The sequence below is a fragment of the Bacteroides ndongoniae genome, assembly GCF_900108345.1.
GTDB classification, from domain to species: domain Bacteria; phylum Bacteroidota; class Bacteroidia; order Bacteroidales; family Bacteroidaceae; genus Bacteroides; species Bacteroides ndongoniae.
In genome coordinates this window covers 875,125-899,453 of record NZ_FNVV01000012.1, presented here as the reverse complement: position 1 = coordinate 899,453, position 24,329 = coordinate 875,125, and the positions used below count along the sequence as shown (strand labels likewise).

The window sequence follows — 24,329 nt, the reverse complement described above, 5'->3', positions numbered from 1 at the left end:
TGTATTGAGGTGTTTAAGGGTTAATGAAACGTTTCGTACATCAATAGGGTATCATCGACAGCATCTCGGCCATCTTCTCCACGCCGTCCTGCAGGGGTTTCTGCACCATGGCTTTCATAAAGGGGTTCAGCTCCAGGCCGATGGTCAGCTTCATTTTGCATTCGTTTTCGGCCGTGGGCAATATCTGTATCCACAGGTTGAAGGGCAGCGGCGAGGTGGTGGTGCCGAACTTGATGCATTTGCAGGGTTCTTTTTCCACAATCTGCAAGGTGATTTTTCCTACGGGCGGCACTTCTACCGACAGGCTTTCGGCGTCGAAGGTCAGGTTCTTCACCTTGTCTTCGGGCAGGCGGTCCTTTACTTTCTCCAGGTTGTTCAGGTCGGACAGTTTCTCGTAGACAGCAGCCTGCGAGGCGGCTATCATCTTAACGCTACTTTCGAATTTGATCATATATCACGAGTTCTTTAAAGACAAAAAAAGAATCATTCGGACAATAACTATCCGAACAATTCTTTCATCATACAAAAATATTTTCCAAACAGTATTTATTTACCGGCATCCCAATGAGCGGGGTCTTTACGCCATTCGTTCAGCGTTTCGATGTCAGACTCTTCGATATAGCCGGTGCGCAATGCCACTTCCATGACGGCTTCGTAGTTGGTCAGTGTCACCAACGGCACTTTAGCCTCCTTGAATGCCTTTTCGGCAATGGGGAAACCATACGTGTAGGCAGCAACCATACCTATAACTTCGCATCCGTCGCGACGGATGGCATCGACAGCTTTCAGGCTGCTTCCGCCTGTCGAAATAAGGTCTTCTACTACTACAACTTTCATTCCCGGACGAAGCTCGCCTTCGATCAGGTTCTCCAATCCATGGTCCTTCGGCGTGGAACGCACATATACGAAAGGCAGGTTCAGCGCGTCGGCCACCAATGCACCCTGCGGGATGGCTCCGGTTGCTACGCCGGCAATGGCATCAACCTGTCCGAAACGTTCCAGGATAAGGCGCGTAATCTCTACTTTCACGAAATTACGCAGAGACGGATAAGACAACGTCTTGCGATTGTCACAATAGAATGGAGACTTCCATCCGGAAGCCCATGTGAACGGGTTGGCCGGTTGTAACTTAATCGCTTTAATCTTCAGCAATTTTTCTGCAAACAATCTTTCCAAAGTTTTCATAGCAAACTAACTTATGATAAATACGAATGCAAAAGTAAGGAAAGAGAATGAGATTTGAAAAAGGAAAGCCGATATTTTTTTTCAGACCGCCTCAAAGGCCTCCTCGTCGGGCACGTCGATGCAGCGACGGATGTCCTTCATTTCGAAACCACGGCTCAGGGCGAACCGTATCAGTTTGGCATTCAGCTCGAATTCGCTTGCCGCGCGGACGCTTTTCCGCTTGGCAGCCAGCAAGCCGCGCAGCACGCTCAGGTAGTCGGCCTCGTCTATCTCGTTGAGCAACGGCAGGTAAACCAGCTTCGGGATCTTCTTCAGCTGCAGCGCCTGACCTATCTTTACCTTGCCCCACTTGGCCAAGCGGTACTTGTCGCGCACGAAAGCACGGCAGAAGCGCTCTTCGTCAATGTACTTTTCTTGTTCAAGTCGGTCGGCCAGACGGTTCACCACGTCGTAGGGCAAGCCCCAGCGTTGCATTTTCTCTACAATCTCGGCACGACAATGCTCGGCAGCGGCACAATAAGCCGCCACTTTGCGGAAAGCTTCAGTTTCTGTGATTTCTGTCATTTCTTAGCTATTACAAACCGGTCATTTCCGGAAATATCTTGTTCGACGAAGGCTTCGGCATACCCCATCTGCCGCAACATCTCTACGGTGTCGGGGCCGAAAGCCCGGTTGATTTCAAAGTACAGCCTGCCGCCCGGCACCAGCAAGTCGATGCCCAGCTGCGCAATGCGGCGATAAAAGCGAAGCGGATCATTGTCGGGCACAAACAGGGCCAAAGCCGGCTCCCAGTCGAGCACATTACGCTCCATATCGGTCCGTTCGGCCTCGGTCACGTACGGCGGATTGCTCACAATCACGTCGTAGCACTCGCGCCCGTCGGGCTGACAGGTCAGTACGTCGTGCTGCTCGAAGCGCACCGACGCGCCTAACGAATCGTTGTTGCCACGCGCCACGGCCAATGCCTCGTCCGACACGTCCCATGCCCGCACGTCGGCCTCGGGCAGTTCGCACGACAGGCTGACGGCGATGCACCCGCTGCCCGTACCTACATCCAATATCCGCGCCGTGGGCGACACCTGCTTCAGCATCCTCTCCACTAACTCTTCGGTTTCGGGACGGGGAATCAGCACCCCGGGCTTCACGCGGAACGTCCGCCCCAGGAAGCGGGCAAAGCCCTGAACGTATTGTACGGGTTCGAAATTGCACAGGCGCGAAAGAATGCGATCCAATTCCTGTTCCTCGTTTGGAGATAAAATCATATCTTTGCCCAAGTAATAGTCAACCGTGCTTTGCCCCAGCAGCTCGCAACAGACAATCTTGGACAAAGCGGCAGCCTCCGCCCGCGAATAGCATTGCTGCAGGCGGCGGCGAATATACGAAACGGTTACACTCATGAACGGGTCGGGCTGAATTTGCCCGCAAAAATACGAAAATCCGAAAAACGACACTGTAATGGAAGAAGAAAAATACATGCGCCGCTGCATCCAACTGGCCCAAAACGGCCTGTGCAGCACAGCCCCCAATCCCATGGTAGGCGCCGTCATCGTCTGCGACGGACGCATCATCGGCGAAGGCTACCACGTGCGCTGTGGCGAGGGCCACGCCGAAGTCAACGCTATCCGCTCCGTGAAAGATCCCTCCCTGCTGCGACGGTCCACCATCTACGTCAGCCTGGAGCCTTGCTCACACTACGGGAAGACGCCTCCCTGCGCCGACCTCATCATCGAGAAAGGCATTCCCCGCATCGTCGTAGGTTGTCAGGACCCCTTTTCGAAAGTAGCCGGTCGGGGCATACAAAAGCTCCGCGATGCCGGACGCGAAGTCGTGGTAGGCGTGCTCGAAGCCGAGTGCCGGCACCTCATCCGCCGCTTCATCACCTTCCACACACACCGCCGCCCCTACGTCACACTGAAGTGGGCCGAATCGGCCGACGGCTACATCGACACGCTTCGCGACGGCGGAAGCCCCGTTGTATTGTCCAACCCGCTGACCGCCATGCTGGTACACAAACAGCGCGCCGAGCACAGCGCCATCCTGGTAGGCACGCGAACCGCCCTCCTCGACAATCCTTCGCTGACCGTGCGACACTGGTACGGCCGTTCGCCCGTGCGTGTCGTGCTCGACCGCAACCTGTCGTTGCCAACCAGTCTGCATCTGTTCGACGGTACCGTCCCCACCCTGGTCTTCACCGCCCGACAGGCCACTTCGACCCACAACGTAGAGTACATCCAGGCCGACTACACACGCCCCCTGCTTCCGCAAATCATGGAGACACTGTATCAGCGCGGCCTGCAATCGTTGCTGGTCGAGGGTGGCAGCCAGCTGCTGCAATCGTTCATCGACAGCTCGCTGTGGGACGAAGCCTTCGTCGAAAAGACTCCCTTGATGCTACACAACGGCGTCAGTGCTCCCCGCATGGACAGTCATTTTTCTTACGACACCGTGCAGCATTTCGGGCACGACGTTCGTCATTACTATGCAGAAAGGCTCTGTAAATAGCCTACATCGAGAAGTTTTTGGTCGGCAAAAACGGCCTCATTATCTATAATTTTATATAAAACTTCTCCATAAAGCTGTTTAGAGAAAAAATTGTTCCTATTTTTGCAACTTGTAAATAAACACTATCGTACGAAAAAGAAATGAGAATAAAATTTTTATCTGTTATTGCGTGTTTTCTGCTCATGTCTATAGCCATCAGTTCGTGCCTCAGCTCGGACGACGAATACGAGGTTAGTTCCGATGCCACCGTACATGCCTTCGGTCTGGACACTATCCACGGAAAACACTATCCATTCACCATTGACCAAGTCAAACGAGAAATCTACAATATAGACTCCCTGCCAGTAGGCTCCGACACCATCATCGACAGTATCCTCATCGATACTTTCTACGTCACGGGCTATGTCACTTCAGGGAACATCACCGACACCATACTGAACATCAACAACTATCAGAACCTGACCGGAGCCGCAACCGTCGAAGGCCTGAAGTTCAAAATCTACGCAGCCGACGGACTCACAACCCGCGACTACACGCTGCGCATCAACATCCATCAACAGGAGCCCGACTCCCTGCAATGGACCAACATGACCGACCGCATTGCCGGATTCCCCTCCGCCTCCATCGCCAACCGCCAGAAAGCCGTGACGCTGGACAACAACCTGCTGGTATACGTGCTGGAAGGTACATCGCTTACCGCATACCGCACTTCGACCAAGACATTCAACAGCTGGGAGCAGATCAGCGTACAGGGACTTCCCGCACTCGACCGTATCCCCGCCTTTGTCAAGAACAGCAATGAAACAGTCAGCCCGCAAGCCGATGCCGAAGACGTCTTGTATGCCTCGACCGGCGATGGCAACGTTTACCGCTCGACCGACGGTATCAGCTGGAACCTTGTAGAAGCACTGAGCGGCAACGTAGAAACACTGATAAGCAGTTTCCAGGGACAACTGATCGGTATACTGGGTCACGAAGGCAATTCCTACCTCGTCACAGCACAGGAAGGTAATACCGCCTGGCCGGCCATCGACAGCAACACGCCGACCGTACCCGAAGAATTCCCCACCGAAAACATCTACTCCACCGAATTCCAGACAGCCAACATGCTGGATGAAATCATGATCGTGGGCAAAACCACCGGAGAGAAAATCATTCCGTGGGCATACGACGGACACAACTGGGCGCAGATGGATCCCGGAACTTCGTACGACAGTTATTGCCTGACCGCCAACATCGGTTACTATCCGTCCATCATCTATTATGGCGGACAGTTCTACATCACGGGCGAACGGCTGCAAAACTTCTACAAGTCCGATGCCGGACTGGCATGGTACAAGACCGAAAGCATGTTCCTGCTGCCGAAGGACGTAGAACTGCGAGGCAACTACTCGCTGGCCGTCGACAACGACAACTTCATCTGGTTGGTAATAGGCCAGTCGAGCGGCACACCGAACGAAGTTTGGCGCGGACGTCTCAACCGGTTGGGATTCAAACAGCAATAACCGGACAGCGGCACCAGCCGCACACCTTTTTTCCGTTACATATATATAAGGAATAGGAAAACACCAAAAGAAGCAAGAGAGATGCAAGATACAGAGCAAATAGATTTAAACCGGATACCACGACACGTAGCCATTATCATGGACGGAAACGGGCGATGGGCCAAACAGCGCGGGCACGAACGCAGTTTCGGACACCAGGCCGGAGCCGAAACCGTGCACATCATCGCCGAAGAAGCGGCACGGCTGGGCATCAAGTACCTGACGCTGTACACCTTCTCCACCGAGAACTGGAACCGCCCCTCCGAAGAAGTGGCCGCACTGATGAGCCTGCTTTTCGAGAGCATCGAAGAGGAGACGTTCATGAAGAACAACATCAGCTTCCGCATCATCGGCGATATAGCCAAACTGCCCGCCAACGTGCAGGAAAGGCTACAAGCCTGTGTGGAACATACATCGGCCAACACCGGCATGTGTCTGGTCCTCGCACTCAGCTATTCGGCACGATGGGAAATCACCGAAGCCACCCGGCAGATAGCCCGCCTGATCAAGGACGGAACGCTGCAGCCGGAGCAGATTGACAGCGAACTCATTTCGCAGCATCTGGCCACCAACTTCATGCCCGACCCCGACTTACTGATACGTACCGGCGGAGAAATCAGACTGAGCAACTACCTGTTGTGGCAATGCGCCTACTCCGAACTCTACTTTTGCGATACATATTGGCCCGACTTCCATGCCGAAGAGTTGCGGAAAGCCATCTGCGACTATCAGAAGCGGGAACGCCGGTTCGGAAAAACCAGTGAACAAATCAAATAAACCAAAACATATTTAATCATTACTATAAATGCATTATCGTATTTTCTCCTTATTCGTGGCGTTTATCTGCCTCTTCGGCTGCGCAATGACCACTGCGGCACAAGAACAACAAGATTCTACAGCCACTGCCGGCGAACAGAATGAAAAACCGGTCATTCTCTACTCGGGACAACCCAAGAAGTATGAGATTGCAGACATCAAAATAGAAGGAGCCAAGAACTATGAAGATTATGTCATCATCGGGCTGTCGGGACTGTCGAAAGGACAAGTCATCACCATCCCCGGCGAAGAAATCACCGAAGCATGCCGCCGCTACTGGAGGCACGGCCTCTTCTCCGACGTCCGCATCGAAGCCGACAAGATAGAAGGAGACAAAATCTGGCTGACCATCCACCTGTCCATGCGTCCGCGTGTGTCAGACATACGCTACCACGGCGTGAAGAAGTCCGAACGTGAGGACCTCGAATCACGTGTGGCACTGCTCAAGGGAAACCAGATCACCCCCAACGCCATCGACCGCGCCAAGACCCTCATCAAGCGCTACTTTGACGACAAGGGATTCAAGAACGCCGAAGTCCTCATCACACAGAAGGACAACCCCGAGAAGGAGAACGAAGTTATCGTCGACATCACCATCGACAAGAAGGAGAAAGTGAAAGTGCACGAAATCACCATCGTCGGCAACCAGGCCCTCACCACCAAGAAGCTGAAACGGGTGATGAAGAAGACCAACGAAAAAGGCAAGCTCATCAACCTGTTCCGTACGAAGAAGTTTGTTGAAGAGAACTACGAAGCCGACAAGCAACTCATTATAGACAAGTATAACGAGCTGGGGTACCGCGACGCTATGATCGTGAAGGACAGCGTAAGCCCCTATGACGAGCGTACCGTCAACGTATTCATGCAAATCGACGAAGGCCAGAAGTACTACCTGCGCAACGTAACGTGGGTGGGTAACACACTATACACCTCCGAATACCTGAACTTCCTGTTGCAGATGAAGAAGGGCGACGTATACAACCAGAAACTTTTGGACGAACGACTCAACTCGGACGACGACGCCATCGGTAACCTTTACTACAACAACGGTTACCTGTTCTACAGCCTCGAACCCGTGGAAGTGAACATCGTTGGCGACTCCATCGACCTAGAAATGCGTATCTACGAAGGACGCCAGGCCACCATCAACAAAGTCAGCATCAACGGTAACGACCGCTTGTACGAGAACGTAGTACGCCGCGAGCTCCGTACACGTCCCGGCGAGCTGTTCAGCCGTGAAGACCTGATGCGTTCTATGCGTGAAATACAGCAGATGGGACACTTCGACCCCGAACAGATCACGCCCGACATACAGCCCCGACCCGAAGACGGTACCGTGGACATAGGCTACAATCTTATCTCGAAAGCCAACGACCAGGTAGAATTCTCGGCCGGATGGGGACAGACGGGTATCATCGGAAAGCTGAGTCTGAAGTTCACCAACTTCTCACTGGCCAACCTGCTGCACCCGGGCGAAAACTACCGGGGCATCCTGCCGCAGGGCGACGGACAGACACTGACCATCAGCGGACAGACCAACGCCAAGTACTATCAGTCGTACAGCATATCGTTCTACGACCCCTGGTTCGGCGGCAAGCGACCCAATGCCTTCTCCGTATCGGCATTCTATTCGCGCCAGACCGACATCAGCAGCCAGTACTATAACGATGCCTACCTGAACAGCTACTACAACAGCTACTACAGCGGACTGTACGGCTACGGTATGTACAACTACGGCAACTATACCAGCTACGAAAACTATTACGACCCCGACAAGTCCATACAGATGTGGGGACTTTCGGCCATGTTCGGTAAACGTCTGAAGTGGCCCGACGACTACTTCCAGTTCACCGCCGAGCTGTCGTACCAACGCTACCACATGCGCGACTGGCAGTATTTCCCCGTCACCAACGGTAAGTGCAACGACCTGAGTATCATCCTCACCCTGTCGCGAAGCTCTATCGACAACCCGATCTACCCGCGTACCGGTTCCGAGTTCTCGTTGTCTGCACAGCTCACACCGCCCTACTCAGCCTTCGACGGAGTGGACTACAGCAAGTACAACACCAACAACCAGGACGACATGAACAAGATGCACAAGTGGGTAGAATACCATAAGTGGAAATTCAAATCGAAAGTCTACATCCCGCTGGCCGACCCCATCACCGTAAAACGTACGCCGGTCATCATGGGACGTGCCGAATTCGGTTTGCTGGGCCACTACAACAAGTATAAGAAGTCGCCTTTCGGTACCTTCGACGTGGGTGGTGACGGTATGACCGGTTACTCCTACTACGCAACCGAGACCATCGCCCTGCGCGGATACGAAAACAGCTCATTGACACCTTACGGCAACGAAGGTTACGCCTACACCCGTCTGGCACTCGAACTGCGCTACCCGTTGATGCTCGAAACCAGTACGACCATCTACGCACTGGCCTTCGCCGAAGCAGGTAACGCATGGCACGACGTGAACAAGTTCAATCCCTTCGACCTGAAGCGTTCGGCCGGTGTCGGTGTCCGCATCTTCCTGCCGATGATCGGTATGATGGGTATCGACTGGGCTTACGGTTTCGACCCCGTGCTCGGATCGAAGCAATACGGCGGAAGCCAGTTCCACTTCATCCTGGGACAAGAGTTCTAAACCGTCCTGCGGAACCCCGCGAAACGGTGCGTCGAGCCACACTTGTACCGCTCATGAGCCACACTTGCACGGCTCGCGAGCCACACTTGCATTGCTCACGAGCCGCACTTGCATTACTCACGAGCCATGCTTGCACCGCTCGGACAAGACAAAAAACACAGCTTCGGCCCACGCGAAAGCTTCCGGCCGAAGCCAACAGACAATAATAACCTAAAAAGAACGGACGTTATGAAAAAGAGTGTTTTACTGATGTTTACGCTGTTGGCCATGTGTCTGACAGCTCAGGCGCAGAAGTTCGCACTGATCGACATGGAATACATCCTGAAGAACATCCCCGCCTACGAAGAAGCCAACACCCAGCTCGAACAGGCCTCGCGCCAGTGGCAGGCCGAAGTGGACAAACTTGCCCAGGAAGCCAAAACCCTGTACGAGAACTACCAGAACGCCGGCAGCAAACTGACCGACGCCCAACGGAAACAGAAAGAAGACCAGATTGTAGAAAAAGAAAAATCGGCCGCCGAACTGCGACGCAAATACTTCGGCCCCGAAGGCGAACTGGCCAAACAGCGCAACGAACTGATGCGCCCCATACAGGACGACATCTACAACGCCGTCAAGCAGATTGCCACCCAGCAGGGATATGCTGCCGTCATCGACCGCGCCTCGGCCAGCAGCATCATTTTTGCCTCGCCAAGCATCGACATCAGCAATGAAGTCCTCGCAAAGATGGGATATTCAAATTAATTTCATAAATTTGCTACCGATAGCCGGAACAACTGGTTAACACTGAAGAAGAAGAGAATAATAATCATTAAAACAATAAACGTTATGCTTAAAAAATTCGCACTTGCCATTGCATTGTTCGCACTCCCGCTGGGAGCTATGGCACAACAGAAGTTCGCTCACATGAACTCACAGGAAGTTATCACCGTAATGCCCGAATTCACTAAGGCACAGGCCGACCTCGACGCACTGGCCAAACAATACCAGAAGGAAATGGAAACCGGTGAAGCCGAACTCAACAAGAAGTATCAGGAATTCCTGCAACAGGCAGATTCACTGCCCCAGAACATCGCAGAAAGACGTCAGAAAGAAATTCAGGACATGGCACAGCGCCAGCAACAATTCCAGCAGGAAGCTGCACAGGCCATGCAGAAGGCACAGACTGATGCTATGGCACCTATCTACAAGAAGCTCGATGAAGCCATTCAGGCAGTGGGCAAGGCAGAAGGCGTAATCTACATCTTCGACCTGGCACGTACTTCCATTCCCTACATCGGAACAGAAAGCATCGACTTGACAGCCAAAGTCAAGACACAACTGGGCATCAAATAACAAGCCCCTCCTTACATTACTCACCACAGACCGCCACCGGCCAGCACACGCCCACATCCTGCGGCAACCCGTGCAACAGCCGCGACCGTCTGTGGTGAATTTGTTTTAGTACCACTATGAAACAGAACCTCCCCACCACGCCCGGCCCCATCGGCGTCTTCGACTCCGGATACGGCGGACTCACCATCCTCAGCAAGATTCGCGAGGCACTGCCCCAATACGACTACATCTACCTGGGCGACAATGCCCGTGCCCCTTACGGCACACGCTCGTTCGAAATCGTCTACCTGTTCACCCTGCAAGCCGTCACCAAACTCTTCGAAATGGGATGCCACCTCGTCATCCTGGCTTGCAACACAGCCTCGGCCAAAGCCCTGCGAAGCATCCAGATGAACGACCTCCCCACGCTCGACCCTACCCGCCGTGTGCTGGGCGTCATCCGTCCCACCGTCGAGTGCATCGGCAACATCACTCGCAACGGACACGTAGGCATACTGGCAACAGCCGGCACCATCAAGTCCGAATCCTATCCCCTCGAAATCCGCAAGCTCTATCCCGACATCAGCGTCAGCGGCGTAGCCTGCCCGCTATGGGTATCGCTGGTGGAGAACAACGAAGCCACCGGCCCCGGTGCCGACTACTTCGTGCGCAAGTATATCGACCAGCTGCTCACCCTCGACCCGCTGACCGATACCGTCATTCTGGGTTGCACCCACTACCCGCTGCTGCTGCCCAAAATACAGCAATACATGCCCGCCCACATCCGCACCGTGGCCCAGGGTGGACTCGTAGCCGAAAGCCTGAAAGACTACCTGCACCGCCATCCCGAGATGGACGCCCGCTGCACCCGTCAGGGCACCTGCAGGTATTACACCACCGAAGCTACCGAGAAATTCTCCGAGTCGGCCTCCACTTTCCTCAACCAGAAGATAGACGTGCAACACATCACACTGGAATAAATCAGTCCCGCCGGCAAAAGCTTTTCACTCAAACCCTTGTTTTTCTCACAAACTGCACTAACTTTGTGGGAAAAACCATCAAATTCATAATAATATGAAAGAAAAAGACACAAGTAAACTCATCGAAGTGTTCAAGGGTTCCCTGTGGGAAGCCGAACTGGTGAAAAGCCTGCTTGGAAACGCAGAAGTAGAGTGCGCGTTGAAAGACGACATGGTGGTGAACGTAGCCGTGCCCGCTACCGCTATCGACGTAAGTGTGCTGGTCAACGAAAAAGACTTTGAAGCGGCCATGGAAGTGGTGCGCGAATACGAAAAGAAGAAAATCGCAGAATAACCCTGCACACAACAATCCAGAATCACAAATAATGAATCGACTGACAAGAATAGCCGTCAAGATAGGCAGCAACGTACTGACACGCCGCGACGGCACACTGGACATTACACGCATGTCGGCACTCGTCGACCAGGTAGCAGCCCTGCATAAGGCAGGCACCGAAGTGATTCTCGTTTCCTCTGGAGCCGTCGCTTCAGGGCGAAGCGAGCTGTGCCCGGCCAAACGGCTGGATAGCGTCGAGCAGCGCCAGCTGTTCTCTGCCGTGGGCCAGGCCAAACTCATCAACCGCTATTACGAACTCTTCCGCGAACACAAGATAGCCGTAGGCCAGGTGCTCACCATGAAAGAGAGCTTCGGCACACGCCGCCACTACCTGAACCAGAAAAGCTGCATGACCGTCATGCTTGAGAACGGTGTCATCCCCATCGTCAACGAGAACGACACCATCGCCGTCAGCGAACTTATGTTCACCGACAACGACGAACTCAGCGGACTTATCGCCACCATGATGGACGCACAGGCCCTCATCATACTGAGCAACATCGACGGCATCTACGACGGACCGCCTTCCGACCCCGGCTCGGTAGTTATCACCGAGATAGCCCACGACCGCGACCTATCCGACTGCATACAGGCATCGAAGTCCAGCTTCGGACGCGGTGGCATGCTTACGAAGACCAACATCGCCCGCAAGGTGGCAGCCGAGGGCATCACCGTCATCATAGCCAACGGCAAGCGCGACAACATCCTGAACGACATCGTGGACAACGAAAACGCACGGCTGACAGCTCCGGCCGACAGCCAACCGGCAACTCCGCTGCCCCAACCCGACCTGCTGTACACCCGCTTCGTAGCCTCGCCCCAACCCGTGTCGAGCGTCAAGAAGTGGATAGCCCACAGCGAAGGCTTTGCCAAAGGCCGGCTGCACCTCAACCCGCAGGCCGCACAGATACTGGCATCGAGCCGCGTGGCCAGCATCCTGCCTGTAGGCATCACCCGCATCGAAGGCGACTTCGAGCGCGATGACCTGGTGCGCATCATTGCCCCCGACGGCACACCCATCGGCGTAGGCAAGGCCAACTGCGACGCCGCACAGGCCCGCGAGGCCATGGGCAAGCACGGTAAGAAGCCCGTGGTGCACTACGACTACCTGTACATTGAATAAATGAAGAATGAGGAATGAAAAATGAAGAATGAACAATGGACTATAACGTCATAAGAATAATTCCAACCCATCCCCTTCGTTTTTAATTATTAATTATTAACTTTTAAATGTCTACACCATGAATTTGAACGATACATTCGCCGCCGTACAGTCGGCCAGTCGCGAACTACTGGCACTGAGTGACCAGACTATCAACGACATACTGCTGGCCGTGGCCGACGCCACCCTGGCCAACACCGACTACATCCTACAGGAAAACCGCAAGGACCTGGAGCGCATGAATCCTGACAATCCCAAGTACGACCGCCTGAAACTGACTGCCGAACGCCTGGCCGACATTGCCGCCGACACGCGCAAGGTAGCCTCGCTGCCGTCGCCTTTGGGTCGTGTGCTCAAGCAGAACGTATTGCCTAACGGCCTCCGGCTGCGCCGCGTCAGTGTGCCTTTCGGTGTCATCGGTATCATCTACGAAGCACGGCCCAACGTCAGCTTCGACGTCAGCGCCCTGTGCCTGAAGAGCGGAAACGCCTGCATCCTGAAGGGTGGCAGCGACGCCGACTGCTCCAACCGCGCCATCGTGAGCGTGATACACCAGGTGCTCGAACGCTTCGGCGTCAATCCGCACGTGGTCAAACTGTTGCCAGCTACCCGCGAAACCACAGCCGAACTGCTCCACGCCGAAGGCTACGTCGACCTCATCATTCCGCGCGGCAGCAGCAGCCTCATCCGGTTCGTGCGGCAGAACGCCAGCATCCCCGTCATCGAGACCGGCGCAGGCATCTGTCATACGTACTTCGACCGCTACGGAGACCTGAAGAAAGGTGCCCCCATCATCCAGAACGCCAAGACGCGCCGCGTCAGTGTCTGCAACGCGCTGGACTGCCTGATTATCGACTCCTCGCGCCTGACCGACCTGCCTGAACTCTGCATGCCGCTCGACCCTTATTCTGTCACCATCTACGCCGACCCGCGCGCCTATGAGGCATTGGAGAACTTTTACCTGCCCGAACTTCTGCAACCTGCCAGCCCCGAAGATTTCGGCACCGAGTTTCTGGATTACAAGATGGCCATCAAGACCGTCGACTCCATCGACGAAGCTCTGGAGCACATCCGCCGCTACGGCTCGAAGCATAGCGAGTGCATCGTGACCGAGAATGCCGAACACGCCGAACGCTTCTGCCGCGACGTCGATGCCGCCTGCGTCTACGTCAACGCGCCCACCTCGTTCACCGACGGCGCACAGTTCGGGCTGGGTGCCGAGATAGGTATCAGCACCCAGAAGCTGCACGCCCGCGGCCCCATGGCTCTGGAGGAAATCACCACCTACAAGTGGATCATCGAGGGCGAAGGCCAGATACGGAAATAGACTCAGAACACGGGTATCGTATAAACCAGCCCCAGCGAAACGCGCTGCGCCGAGTAGCCCTCGGCACCTAACGAGCGGGCACGGGCGGTGAGCCCGTAGTTCTTGTAGAGCAGATGCAGGAAGATGCGCAGTTCGCAGTTCTTCATCGGAAAATATTCCCCGCACAGTTGTACGTTCCACGTGCGGCGGTATAGGCCCTTCGCGTAAGGGCCGTTTTCTTTATATACGCTCCCCGTTTCGTAGGCGCCTTTCACATAGACGTTCCAATTAGGGTGCAGGCGGTAGTCGAAGTTCAGAATGGTGGTGAAGTAGGACACGTGCTGCGCCGTCATACCGCCGTCGGGCAGCGAAGCCGAAAGTTCGCTCACCAATCCCTTCGTGTCGATCCCTTCGCGCGAGTACATGAAATCGACATAGGCCACGACGGGGCCTTTTTCCCACACGTTGCCCGCCGTCAGATAGAGGATGTCGCGCTTGCGGGCCAACTCGCCCCACGAGACGGAGTAACGCATGTTCAGGGCGCGGTTCAGGAAGTAGCCGTCCCAGTTGAGGGTGGAGAGTACGGGCACATGCACCTTGCCCACATCCTGAGGTGCCCCGTAGAGAAAGGCGCCATCGTCCTTGGCGGCGGAGTTGTTCACCACCTGCAGGTTCAGCGTCTGCGTGGGCGAAAGGCTGACGGCTCCGTTCACACCCGCCTGATAACACTCGATGTAGTTGTTGAAGTCGCTGAACTCGCGCACGCGGATGGCATCCACCCAGTATTCGTAACCGCTCAGCTGGATGGCCTGCTTGCCCACGGTGAGGGCAAAGCGGGGAGTCATGCGCCACGCCACCGACGCCACTTCGACCGACGAGGAAAGGTTGTCGAGCGCGTGCGGGTTGCTGTATTTGTTGAACGACTGCCTGAAGTGGTACGAGAAGTCCTTGCCGAAGTCGCCCAGCAACTCCAGCCGCACGCCGTTCAGCTTGAAGGCGGCTTCGTCGAGCGAACCGTCGTTGAAGCGGGCCGCCGCCGAGGTGTAGAACTGCAGGTTCATGCTGCTGGAACTGATGGACTTTCCGCCCTTGGTGAAGCGTTCGAGCAGCGTTCGCCCTTCTTCGGGCTCAATCAGCGGGTCTTGCGCCCGCATCCCCGTACAGGCAGCCAGCAGGCAGGTGCCGAGCAGGATTCTCTTCAGATGGGTACAGTGTCTGTTCATATCGGTATGCAGATTCTTGGTTCAGCCGGGCAGGCCGGAGGAAGAATGCTCCGCTCCTGCCCTCTTGACAAATGTAAGGGTTTCATTCCGAAACAGAAACAGAAAGAGGCAGTATTTCCGCCGGGTATGTTCTGAAACATCCGGCAGAAGCCGTCCTCCCCACCCGAAAACGCCCGGAAACACGAGCCACAGACCCCGTTTGTGGGACACTTGTACGGCTCGCAAGCAATGCAAGTGTGGCTCGCGAGCCGTACAAGTGTGGAACAAATGGAATGCAAGTGTCCTGCAAATGGGGGGGCAAGTGGGCACAAACAGGACGATACAGCCAGACTTACCTTATCCATTTACTTTTCGAAAATCGATGGCAGCAACTTTGTGCCGATGACACGACTATAAAAAAACAAGAAGTCTCAGTCGTAATGACCGAGACTTCTCTACTTCCTTTTTATAGTGCAGATGCGACGACTACGCTCGCATGGGCACTTTTACCGTTGCAAAGGTAAGCATTGTTTTTTATTCCGCCAAATTATACGGTTTCAACATTCCAACTTGGATATTTGCGCGATAACTTCTTTAGCTTCAGCAGTCTGAATGGCACAGACAAGATTATGGATTTCTTTCTCCAATTCCGTTCTTCGGGCTTGTGAGATGCAACCCAGAAGATAGCTTACAACATCTATGCCACCCTTAATGTTATGCCTGCAATCGGCAGATATGTCAGCAGGCAAACGCTTAATACCCTTTGGGAAGTCCATGCGGTAGATACAGCCTCCGTGTGCACATTTGTTACGAAGCACACGAATGGTTTCCAGGTAGTTGCAGAAAACGCCCCTTGAACAACCATAGGCATTGGCTACCAGGTCCTTTGCTTCCGGCTCCTTCAACGAATCATATAAGGTAATGATATTGCCGATGGTCATAAATTCGATGGTCTTCCATGCCGGAGCATATATGCCCGGATGATTTGCATGGTGATGCTGGATGATGGGATTCTTACGCATAGCGGCATAGACCTGTTCTTCGAAGTCGTTTACGAATTTGGCAGTCACATACTTACGGCTGACAAACCAACAAGGGTCATCAACGTACCGAAGCGAAATATTGTAAATGAACTTTGTACGGATATTGACCTCGATACGGTCGAGAGCGTTAAGCAGCAGCCTTCGGAGTCTGGTATCAAATTCATAAAGATCATAGACACTCTTGAATGTGGTGCCAGGTTTTAGCTTATGGTCGCGGTGTTCCAGACATGGGAATTTTATCTCGTATGGAAAAGAATAGAACCCTAGGCGATAATAACCGACATCGAGGAGAATCTCTTTTGCTTTCTCCTCATCGTCAAACGCCATACCGTTTGATTTCAGTCTGGCGATTTGTTGGTCTATCGTATATGCTTTCTTCATTTCAGCCTTACTAAGTAAAAAGGCAAAAATACTCTTTTTATATGAAACAAACGACTTCTTTATACCGTGATTTTATCTGCCGATAATGAGCTGTACCACCATAGGGCAAGCACTCTTGGCATCCGCACCGCTCTATATAAGTCAAGATAACAGACAGGGCGCATTATTCTTCCTAAATTCATCCGTAATCAGGCGAATTTCACTATCTTTGCTATCCATACATATACATCAACTAAAGAAGCCGATTATGAAGAATTTTACTTGCGTGCAGGACATCGGTGACCTGAAGTCCGCACTTGCCGAAGCTTTTGAGATAAAGAAAGACCGTTTCAAATACGTAGAACTGGGCCGCAACAAGACGTTGATGATGATCTTCTTCAACTCCAGTCTGCGCACCCGCCTCAGCACCCAGAAGGCGGCACTGAACCTCGGCATGAACGTCATTGTGCTCGACATCAACCAGAGTGCCTGGAAGCTGGAGACCGAACGCGGTGTCATCATGGACGGTGACAAACCCGAACACCTGCTGGAGGCCATCCCCGTGATGGGCTGCTATTGCGACGTGATAGGCGTGCGCTCGTTTGCCCGCTTCGAAAACCGCGACTACGACTACAACGAAGTCATTCTGAACCAGTTCATCAAGTACTCCGGCCGCCCCGTCTTCTCCATGGAGGCCGCCACGCGCCACCCGCTGCAGAGCTTCGCCGACCTCATCACCATCGAGGAATACAAGAAGACTGCCCGTCCGAAGGTAGTCATGACCTGGGCTCCACATCCGCGTCCGCTGCCGCAAGCCGTGCCCAACTCGTTTGCCGAGTGGATGAACGCTACCGACTATGAATTCGTCATCACCCACCCCGAAGGCTACGAACTCGATCCGAAGTTTGTGGGCAACGCCCGTGTGGAATACAACCAGATGAAAGCCTTCGAAGGCGCCGACTTCATCTACGCCAAGAACTGGGCCGCCTATACCGGCGACAACTACGGACAGATACTGAGCAAGGACCGCGCCTGGACCGTGAGCGACCGTCAGATGGCCGTGACCAACAACGCCTACTTCATGCACTGCCTGCCCGTTCGCCGCAACATGATTGTGACCGACGACGTCATCGAAAGCCCGCAAAGCATCGTCATCCCCGAAGCTGCCAACCGCGAAATATCGGCTACGGTAGTGCTGAAACGAATGATTGAGGGACTGAAATAAGATACTGAGAACAAAAGGTTCGAATACAGATTACGCGGATTATCACAGATTCATTCCATCGGGTAGCCCCATGTGATAGAATCTGTAATAATCCGCGTAATTCTGTTTATGCTGTGGTGTATACCGGTTTTCCGTTACTTCTCGACCGCCTTTCCGGCCTGTACCCATCCGGTGATGCCTTTGTCTAAGTCGTACACCTTATAGCCCTTTTTACTCAGAATACTGGCTGCCTCCTTGCTGCGACGACCGCTGCGGCAATACAGTGCTACGGGCTTTTCTTTCTGCAAAAGGGAATCGGCCACCTGCACAAACCCTTTGTCGAGCACGTTGATGTTGATGCTGCCGGCAATGTGGCCTTCGGAATACTCGGCCACGGTACGTACGTCGAGGCGTTGCACCTCGGGATTGGCAATCAGCGACTCAAACTCATCGGCCGAGACAGACTGGTAGTCGCCACCTTTCTGCTGGCACGAAAACAGCGCCATCACACAGGCGCACAAATTCAGGAATAATATCTTCATACGTTTAATGATTTGAGTTGGCAAACAAACATGTTGACAAGCCGACGGGAACGGGCACAGACGTAAATCTGCGCCACCCGCATCGCCCGCATCCGAAGCATGTTCTTCAACCTGCAACAGCTTCTTCCGGCTTCCTGTAACCTGTTATTCAGTCACGTCGAATTCGTAAGTCTTCACGCCCTCGTCGCTGTCCGTGGTGTGCACGCTGAAGTACACCCGCAGGCTGCGCACATCCTCGTCGTCCAGATACTGCCGCAGGGGCACGGACGCATAGGCGCGCTTGGTGTAGTCTTCTACGTCGCTGGTAGCGTCGTGATAGAGGGTGAGGCGGACGGTGGCACAACCTTCGTCGTCGACAGTCACCTCATCCTCAACAAAGCCCAGCGTATGTACCGCCTGCTGCTTCACCGAGAGCACCATGTTCAGGTAACCACATCCCAGCCAGATGCTCGTCACGTCGGCCGGCTTTGTCTTTACACCGCCCTTAAAGCTGTCGGCCGGTTTGGGCAGAGGTGCTATGGCCTTAGACAAGGCATACAGACGTACACCTTCACCACCATCGGCTGCCGTCTCCAGGCCATAATTGCTGATAACGCGCACCAGCGAGTCGGCATTGATACGCGTGCCCGAGTCGTCGGCCAACACGGTGTAGCGAGCTCCGTCGTCGGTCTGCACCGACTGCAACGTGCCGTCGGCTCCCGAATAGGCAGTCAGAAACTCCAGCTTCACCGAAGGATAGTAATAGTCGTCATCGTCGCCGCACGACGCAAACAGAGTGGCCAGCAACAGCATCAGCCCGTATAAGCAACCTTTCTTCATAACGTCACACTTTCAGGTAATTGGTCAACGGATTGGCATACATCTGCAACAGCTTCGTGCGCAGGAAATCCTCGTCCTTGCCGGGCAAGTCGATGCGCGAGAGCTGCTGCTCCAGATAGGCCGCAAAGCGTTTCTCGTCGGCTTCGGTGTAGTGCGATGCAAACTCGCGCGCCGCGGTCAGCAGGTCGTGAGCCACGTAGTTGTTGGGATACAGGCGGTAGTTGGCATGTATGCCAGCATCGAGCAATGCGGAAACCCGGGCAAACAGTTCGGGCTTGGGTAGCGAACGGTCGAACGACTTCAGCGCCTCGTTGATGCAAGGTGCCGTCTGGAAGTGTACACGGCCTTTGTAGCCGAAGATACCCGTCTGCATGTTCTGCAGGTCGTCGGCCTGCGTTTTCTTATAGTCGGGGTTGTCGCGCTTCAGCTGGAACTCGCGTGCCTTCAGGAAGTCGCACGGGTCGAACTCATACGAAATGGACAGGGGGACGATGTTCAGTTCCGACAGGCGGTCTATGATGTCGCCCTCGCCACCCATGGCCATCATTTTGAGTACGCTGTCCTGGGTGCGGTCGTCGGAGTCCTTGGCGCGTCCCTCGCGCTGTGCAATCCAGATGGACTGTTTCTTGTCGCGAATGGTGTAGTGCATGTAGCGCGACATGCGGGCAGACGATTCCAGCTTCTGACGCATGGTGAGCGCACGCTGCACAATGAACGACTTGTTGACCCGCACCAGTTTCTTGATCCAGGGATAGATGAGCAGATTGTCGCCGATGGCTATCTCCACCGTGTCGAGTCCCTGTTCTACCAGCATGACGGAGAGCAGTCCGGAATCGAGCACGATGTCGCGATGGTTGGAGACGTAGGTGTAGGCCGCCTGACGGTCGGTCAGGGCAGAAATATCCAGCGTCACTCCGTCGGTAGCTTCCTTGATGATCTTCTTCAGCAGTCCGTAACAGAAAGTTTTCTGAAACTCGAATTTCGTCTTGCAGGCACGCATCTGTCCGGCAATGGCCTCGAAGGGGATGCCTGGCATTACGGCGCCCACGACCTGTCTGAATGCCGGGTCGGCAATCAGCTCCTCGAATATCTGCGGGAGTTCGCTGTCGTGGTAAGGGCGGATTTCGTCAAATTCCTCGTTCATGACTATAAGTTTTTGAGTTAATGTGATAATATGATAGTGAAGCTACGAAGCCATGCGACCGTCGGTCTGCAAGAAATTCTTCATACTTCATTCCTCATTCTTCATTTCCCTGTTCTTTATTTTTCGAAAGCGTTCTCGATGATGTCGGTCATCACGTCTTTGATGTCCATGCCGGCGGCACGCACCTGCTGGGGGATGAAGCTCGTGGCCGTCATGCCCGGGGTGGTGTTCACTTCGAGCAGGTTGATCTTCTCGCCGGCGGTGACGATGTAGTCCACACGGATAATGCCGCGTGCACCGAGTATGTCATAGATGGCCGAAGTGAGTTGCTGTACGCGGTCGCGCAGCTCGTCGGGAATGCGAGCGGGGGTAATCTCGTCGGACTCACCGTTGTACTTGGCCTTGTAATCGAAGTATTCGTTGTGGCTTACGACTTCGGTGATGGGGAAGACTACAGACTTCTGGCGCGTCTTATAGCAGCCGCAAGTCAGTTCGGTGCCGTCCATGAAGGCTTCGATGACTACTTCCTGTGCCTCGTCGAAAGCCTTGGCGATGGCGGGCTGTATTTCGTCGCGCGTCTTCACCTTGGTGACTCCAAAGCTCGATCCGCCCAGGCTGGGCTTGATGAAACAGGGCAGGCCTATCTTTTCAATGACGTCGTCGTCGCTGATGGTCTGACCCCGGCGCAGAAGCAACGAGTCGGCAATGCGTACGCCGAAAGACTTGAGGTACTGGTTGCAGGCAAACTTGTCGTAAGTGAGCGAGGCAGCCAGCACTCCGCAGCAGGAGTACGGGATGTGGAGCATGTCGAAGTAGCCTTGCAGACGTCCGTCTTCGCCGGGCGTGCCGTGAATGGTGATATAGGCAAAGTCGAAGGTCACCTTGCGGCCGTCGAGCTGAAAGCTGAAGTCGTTGCGGTCGACGGGCACTGTGGTTCCGTCGGGCAGCTGCACGTGCCAGTCGAGTCCGTGCATCTGTACGATATAGAGTGTGTACTTCTCCTTGTCGATGAAGGAGTAAATGCCCTGTGCACTACGCAGGGAAACATGAAATTCGGAGGTATCGCCTCCGCCTACGATGGCAATTGTACGTTTCATTCTAAGTTTCTGTTACTGATGTAGCTCCGCCACTTGTCGATGAGCCGTGACATGTCGTCGGGCAGCTGGGAGGTGAAGTGCATCTCCTGGCCGGTGACGGGATGGACAAAGCCCAGCGTCATGGCGTGAAGCGCCTGCCGCGGACAGGTGTCGAAGCAGTTGTTTACGAATTGTTTATATTTTGCAAAATGCGTTCCTTTCAGTATCTCGTGGCCGCCGTAGCGCTCGTCGTTGAAGAGGACGTGGCCGATGTGCTTCATGTGCACGCGTATCTGGTGGGTGCGTCCGGTTTCGAGGATGCACTCGACGAGGGTGACGTAGCCGAAGCGTTCGAGTACGCGGTAGTGGGTGACGGCATGCTTTCCTTCGCCATCGGGCAGGACAGCCATCTGCATGCGGTCGCGCGGGTTGCGGCCGATGTCGCCCGTGATGGTTCCTTCGTCCTGTTCGACGTTGCCCCACACCAGGGCACGGTAGCGGCGCTTCGTAGTCTTATGGAAGAACTGGTTGCCCAGGTTAGTCTTGGCGTCGGGGGTCTTGGCGATGACGAGCAGACCGGAGGTGTCCTTGTCGATGCGGTGGACGAGGCCCACGTGGGGGTCGTTGGCATCGTAGTCGGGGACGTCCTTCATGTGCCAGGCAATGGCGTTGACCAGCGTACCGCGGTAGTTGCCGTGGCCGGGGTGTACAACGAGTCCGGCGGGCTTGTTCACCACCATCAGGTAGCGGTCTTCGTAGACGATGTCGAGCGGGATGTCCTCGGGGATGACCTCGTTGTCGTAGCGGGGACGGTCCATCATAATGGTGATGACGTCCAGCGGCTTCACCTTGTAGCTGCTCTTCACGGGGCGACCGTTGGCCATGACGAAGCCTGCGTCGGCAGCCTTCTGTATGCGGTTGCGCGAAGCGTTGGTCAGGCGGTCGAAGAGGTACTTGTCGACGCGCATCATCTCCTGTCCGCGGTCCACCACCACACGGAAGTGTTCGTAGAGCTGTGCCGCTTCGCCCACGGGTTCGATGTCGTCAAGGTCGTCGGCATCGATGGGTTCGGTGTCGGGCAGCGGGGTGTCGGGCAGCGCGGCCGGAATGTCTTTTCTGTCAGCTGGTATGTCGGTAGTCATAGTTGCAGTCTGTTGGTACGTTATAGCGATGAACGTTGTCAGAACCAGGATTCTTCGTCTTCGTCGGCAGGAGCACCGGTTTCGGCACCGGCCGTATCTTCCACTCCGAGGGAGTCGGTCTCCAGTTCGGGCTCTCTCTCACCGTTTCCGACAACGAGTCGCAGCATGGAGCCTACGGGCACCTGCTCGCCGATGGCCAGGGGGCGTCCTTTGTACTCGACGCTGTACACCCAGTCCGTTTCGCCGGGTATCTTGCGGATGGAGTCGAGTCGGAATCCGGCTGCCAGCAACCGGGCTTCGGCCTGACGGAGGGAACTGTTGTCGGCCACGTCGGGGACATTGCACAAGGGCACGCTAAGGGTGTTGATGGTGAGGTAGACGATGCGCCCCTGCTTGACACGCTGTCCGGCCGAGGGGTTGTGGTCGAGGATGCTTCCGGCAGGGAGCTTCTTGACATAGGTCGAGTCGGACACGACACCAGACAGCCCGCGGTTGAGCAGCAACTGCTGTGCCTGGGCGACGCTCATCCCCTTGATGTCGGGGACGGTGACTGCCTGTCCGTGGCGGGTATATACGTCGAGGCCCTTCAGCACGCCGTAGACTACGGCGACGAGCACGATAATCATTGCCAGTATGTTCAGCCAGAAAAAGCGGTTCTGGCGGAAAGAGAAAAATTCTTTTATCGTCATAATTGATGCGTTATTTGGGGCAAAGATACGCAATAGTAGCAAGAAACACGAAAGTTGAGGGTGGAATTTCAGCGGAAAGGACACGAGTGCCTGCAACAGGCTTTATACAACACTTGCACGGCTCGCGAGAGACACTTGTACGGCTCACGAGCCACACTTGCACCGCTCGCGAGCCGTGCAAGTGTCCCACAAAAGGCCCGTCGCCGCCCGCAGGGGCAGAAAAAAAGAGAGCACATCCGCACCGGATGTACTCTCTTCTTTATCTTTTCGTTACAAGGGAACGGCTTAGGCCTTCACTCCGTTGTATTCGTCAGAAACAGTCAGTTTCTTGCGACCTTTAGCACGACGTGCTGCCAATACTCTGCGGCCATTGGCTGTAGCCATTCTCTCACGGAAACCGTGTTTGTTTCTTCTCTTTCTGTTGGAGGGTTGAAATGTTCTTTTCATTATTGTATCTTTTTTACGTTATTATTCTCACGAATTCGGGCTGCAAAAATAGAGACTTTTTTCAAAATAACCAAGAGATAACTCATTTTCTCTCAAAAGTTTTTGCGATTTTTACCGAATTCCATTAATTTTGCACCCGCATTTCGCAAGAAGAGAACACACTACAGTCCGTGTTCACCCGAAGGACGCCGCCTCGCATGACTGGCTCGAACTTGCTTGAAAGACTTAAATTAAAATACATATATAAATAAAAGAAGATAGTTATGATTAATGCCCAAGACATTAAAATCGGAACTTGCATCCGCATGGACGGCAAGCTGTATTTCTGCATCGACTTCCTGCATGTAAAACCGGGAAAAGGTAACACTTTCATGCGTACGAAACTGAAAGACGTAGTAAACGGCTACGTACTGGAACGCCGCTTCAACATCGGTGAAAAGCTGGAAGACGTGCGCGTAGAACGCCGCCCCTACCAATACCTCTACCACGACGGTAACGACTACCAGTTCATGAACCAGGAGACTTTCGAACAAATTCCCATCGCCCACGACCTGATCAACGGCGTTGACTTCCTGCTCGAAGGCCAGGTAGTAGATGTAGTTTCCGACGCTTCGACCGAAACCGTGCTCTATGCCGACATGCCTATCAAGGTGCAGCAGAAGGTGACTTACACCGAGCCGGGTCTGAAAGGCGATACTGCCACCAACACCCTGAAGCCAGCTACTGTTGAGTCGGGTGCTACTGTACGTGTTCCCCTCTTCATCAACGAAGGCGAAACCATCGAAATCGATACTCGCGACGGTTCTTACGTGGGCCGCGTGAAGGCATAAAT

General features: G+C 54.3%; 25 protein-coding genes. 12 read left to right on the top strand and 13 right to left on the bottom strand.

All coding sequences use genetic code 11. The features are described 5' to 3' along the window. Positions 1–40 precede the first annotated feature (40 nt). The 4 genes from BQ5591_RS03765 to prmC all read right to left on the bottom strand — a co-directional run bounded on the left by BQ5591_RS03765 (position 41) and on the right by prmC (position 2,582). Positions 41–451: an SRPBCC family protein gene (locus BQ5591_RS03765; RefSeq protein ID WP_022161889.1), complete on the bottom strand. Its 411-nt coding sequence runs from the start codon at positions 449–451 to the stop codon at positions 41–43. 95 nt (positions 452–546) lie between these two features. Beyond that, positions 547–1,185 (bottom strand): orotate phosphoribosyltransferase, encoded by a 639-nt coding sequence (gene pyrE / locus BQ5591_RS03760; RefSeq protein WP_071148494.1) that lies wholly within the window; start codon positions 1,183–1,185, stop codon positions 547–549. Between the two features lie 81 nt (positions 1,186–1,266). Then, on the bottom strand, positions 1,267–1,749 hold the full coding sequence (locus BQ5591_RS03755) for a regulatory protein RecX (RefSeq protein ID WP_071148493.1): 483 nt from the start codon (positions 1,747–1,749) through the stop codon (positions 1,267–1,269). Beyond that, complete coding sequence (gene prmC / locus BQ5591_RS03750) at positions 1,746–2,582, bottom strand: peptide chain release factor N(5)-glutamine methyltransferase (RefSeq protein ID WP_071148492.1); 837 nt, start codon at positions 2,580–2,582, stop codon at positions 1,746–1,748. Before prmC ends, BQ5591_RS03755 begins: the two co-directional genes overlap by 4 nt. A 58-nt stretch (positions 2,583–2,640) precedes the next feature. On the opposite strand from prmC, the gene ribD reads away from it, so the two are divergent. From ribD to BQ5591_RS03700, 10 genes are all read left to right on the top strand, one after another. Continuing rightward, complete coding sequence (gene ribD / locus BQ5591_RS03745; protein ID WP_071148491.1) at positions 2,641–3,687, top strand: bifunctional diaminohydroxyphosphoribosylaminopyrimidine deaminase/5-amino-6-(5-phosphoribosylamino)uracil reductase RibD; 1,047 nt, start codon at positions 2,641–2,643, stop codon at positions 3,685–3,687. A gap of 140 nt (positions 3,688–3,827) precedes the next feature. Continuing rightward, complete coding sequence (locus BQ5591_RS03740; RefSeq protein WP_071148490.1) at positions 3,828–5,192, top strand: DUF6242 domain-containing protein; 1,365 nt, start codon at positions 3,828–3,830, stop codon at positions 5,190–5,192. Positions 5,193–5,273: 81 nt separating this feature from the next. Beyond that, the gene (locus tag BQ5591_RS03735; protein ID WP_071148489.1) at positions 5,274–6,008 is read left to right on the top strand and encodes an isoprenyl transferase; all 735 of its coding nucleotides are present in this window, start codon (positions 5,274–5,276) and stop codon (positions 6,006–6,008) included. A 28-nt stretch (positions 6,009–6,036) separates the two neighbouring features. Next, on the top strand, positions 6,037–8,691 hold the full coding sequence (gene bamA / locus BQ5591_RS03730) for an outer membrane protein assembly factor BamA (RefSeq protein WP_071148488.1): 2,655 nt from the start codon (positions 6,037–6,039) through the stop codon (positions 8,689–8,691). A gap of 228 nt (positions 8,692–8,919) precedes the next feature. Beyond that, positions 8,920–9,435: an OmpH/Skp family outer membrane protein gene (locus tag BQ5591_RS03725; protein ID WP_022161900.1), complete on the top strand. Its 516-nt coding sequence runs from the start codon at positions 8,920–8,922 to the stop codon at positions 9,433–9,435. An 84-nt stretch (positions 9,436–9,519) separates the two neighbouring features. Then, positions 9,520–10,026: an OmpH/Skp family outer membrane protein gene (locus BQ5591_RS03720; RefSeq protein ID WP_022161899.1), complete on the top strand. Its 507-nt coding sequence runs from the start codon at positions 9,520–9,522 to the stop codon at positions 10,024–10,026. Between the two features lie 116 nt (positions 10,027–10,142). Continuing rightward, positions 10,143–10,985 carry a glutamate racemase gene (gene murI, locus BQ5591_RS03715; RefSeq protein ID WP_071148487.1) on the top strand — a complete coding sequence of 281 codons (843 nt, stop codon included), beginning with the start codon at positions 10,143–10,145 and terminating at the stop codon, positions 10,983–10,985. Between the two features lie 94 nt (positions 10,986–11,079). Continuing rightward, positions 11,080–11,319: a DUF2007-related protein gene (locus tag BQ5591_RS03710; protein ID WP_022161897.1), complete on the top strand. Its 240-nt coding sequence runs from the start codon at positions 11,080–11,082 to the stop codon at positions 11,317–11,319. Positions 11,320–11,350: 31 nt separating this feature from the next. Continuing rightward, the gene (gene proB, locus BQ5591_RS03705) at positions 11,351–12,484 is read left to right on the top strand and encodes a glutamate 5-kinase (RefSeq protein WP_071148486.1); all 1,134 of its coding nucleotides are present in this window, start codon (positions 11,351–11,353) and stop codon (positions 12,482–12,484) included. 118 nt (positions 12,485–12,602) lie between these two features. Continuing rightward, positions 12,603–13,850: a glutamate-5-semialdehyde dehydrogenase gene (locus BQ5591_RS03700; RefSeq protein WP_071148485.1), complete on the top strand. Its 1,248-nt coding sequence runs from the start codon at positions 12,603–12,605 to the stop codon at positions 13,848–13,850. Positions 13,851–13,852: 2 nt separating this feature from the next. Here the strand turns inward: BQ5591_RS03700 and BQ5591_RS03695 are convergent, their stop codons facing one another. After that, positions 13,853–15,031, bottom strand: coding sequence for a porin (locus BQ5591_RS03695; RefSeq protein ID WP_083380880.1), 1,179 nt, complete (start codon positions 15,029–15,031; stop codon positions 13,853–13,855). Between the two features lie 557 nt (positions 15,032–15,588). Beyond that, entirely contained in the window at positions 15,589–16,455 is an 867-nt protein-coding gene (locus BQ5591_RS03685; RefSeq protein ID WP_071148483.1) for an Abi family protein, read from the bottom strand. 247 nt (positions 16,456–16,702) lie between these two features. On the opposite strand from BQ5591_RS03685, the gene BQ5591_RS03680 reads away from it, so the two are divergent. Then, positions 16,703–17,659 (top strand): Rossmann-fold NAD(P)-binding domain-containing protein, encoded by a 957-nt coding sequence (locus BQ5591_RS03680; RefSeq protein WP_071148482.1) that lies wholly within the window; start codon positions 16,703–16,705, stop codon positions 17,657–17,659. Positions 17,660–17,793: 134 nt separating this feature from the next. On the opposite strand, the gene BQ5591_RS03675 is transcribed toward BQ5591_RS03680, so the two are convergent. The 7 genes from BQ5591_RS03675 to rpmH all read right to left on the bottom strand — a co-directional run bounded on the left by BQ5591_RS03675 (position 17,794) and on the right by rpmH (position 23,497). Continuing rightward, positions 17,794–18,180 carry a rhodanese-like domain-containing protein gene (locus tag BQ5591_RS03675; RefSeq protein WP_071148481.1) on the bottom strand — a complete coding sequence of 129 codons (387 nt, stop codon included), beginning with the start codon at positions 18,178–18,180 and terminating at the stop codon, positions 17,794–17,796. 144 nt (positions 18,181–18,324) lie between these two features. After that, positions 18,325–18,999 carry a NigD1/NigD2 family lipoprotein gene (locus tag BQ5591_RS03670; protein ID WP_071148480.1) on the bottom strand — a complete coding sequence of 225 codons (675 nt, stop codon included), beginning with the start codon at positions 18,997–18,999 and terminating at the stop codon, positions 18,325–18,327. A 4-nt stretch (positions 19,000–19,003) separates the two neighbouring features. Then, positions 19,004–20,143 (bottom strand): 1-acyl-sn-glycerol-3-phosphate acyltransferase, encoded by a 1,140-nt coding sequence (locus BQ5591_RS03665; protein WP_071148479.1) that lies wholly within the window; start codon positions 20,141–20,143, stop codon positions 19,004–19,006. 116 nt (positions 20,144–20,259) lie between these two features. Then, positions 20,260–21,240 (bottom strand): D-alanine--D-alanine ligase, encoded by a 981-nt coding sequence (locus BQ5591_RS03660; RefSeq protein ID WP_022163916.1) that lies wholly within the window; start codon positions 21,238–21,240, stop codon positions 20,260–20,262. Further along, on the bottom strand, positions 21,237–22,361 hold the full coding sequence (locus BQ5591_RS03655; RefSeq protein ID WP_071148478.1) for an RluA family pseudouridine synthase: 1,125 nt from the start codon (positions 22,359–22,361) through the stop codon (positions 21,237–21,239). Before BQ5591_RS03655 ends, BQ5591_RS03660 begins: the two co-directional genes overlap by 4 nt. Positions 22,362–22,399: 38 nt before the next feature. Next, complete coding sequence (locus BQ5591_RS03650; protein ID WP_071148477.1) at positions 22,400–23,050, bottom strand: PASTA domain-containing protein; 651 nt, start codon at positions 23,048–23,050, stop codon at positions 22,400–22,402. Between the two features lie 285 nt (positions 23,051–23,335). Further along, on the bottom strand, positions 23,336–23,497 hold the full coding sequence (gene rpmH, locus BQ5591_RS03645) for a 50S ribosomal protein L34 (RefSeq protein ID WP_007564314.1): 162 nt from the start codon (positions 23,495–23,497) through the stop codon (positions 23,336–23,338). Positions 23,498–23,760: 263 nt separating this feature from the next. Between rpmH and efp the strand changes: the two genes are divergently transcribed. Further along, complete coding sequence (gene efp / locus BQ5591_RS03640) at positions 23,761–24,327, top strand: elongation factor P (RefSeq protein ID WP_022163913.1); 567 nt, start codon at positions 23,761–23,763, stop codon at positions 24,325–24,327. Positions 24,328–24,329 lie beyond the last annotated feature (2 nt).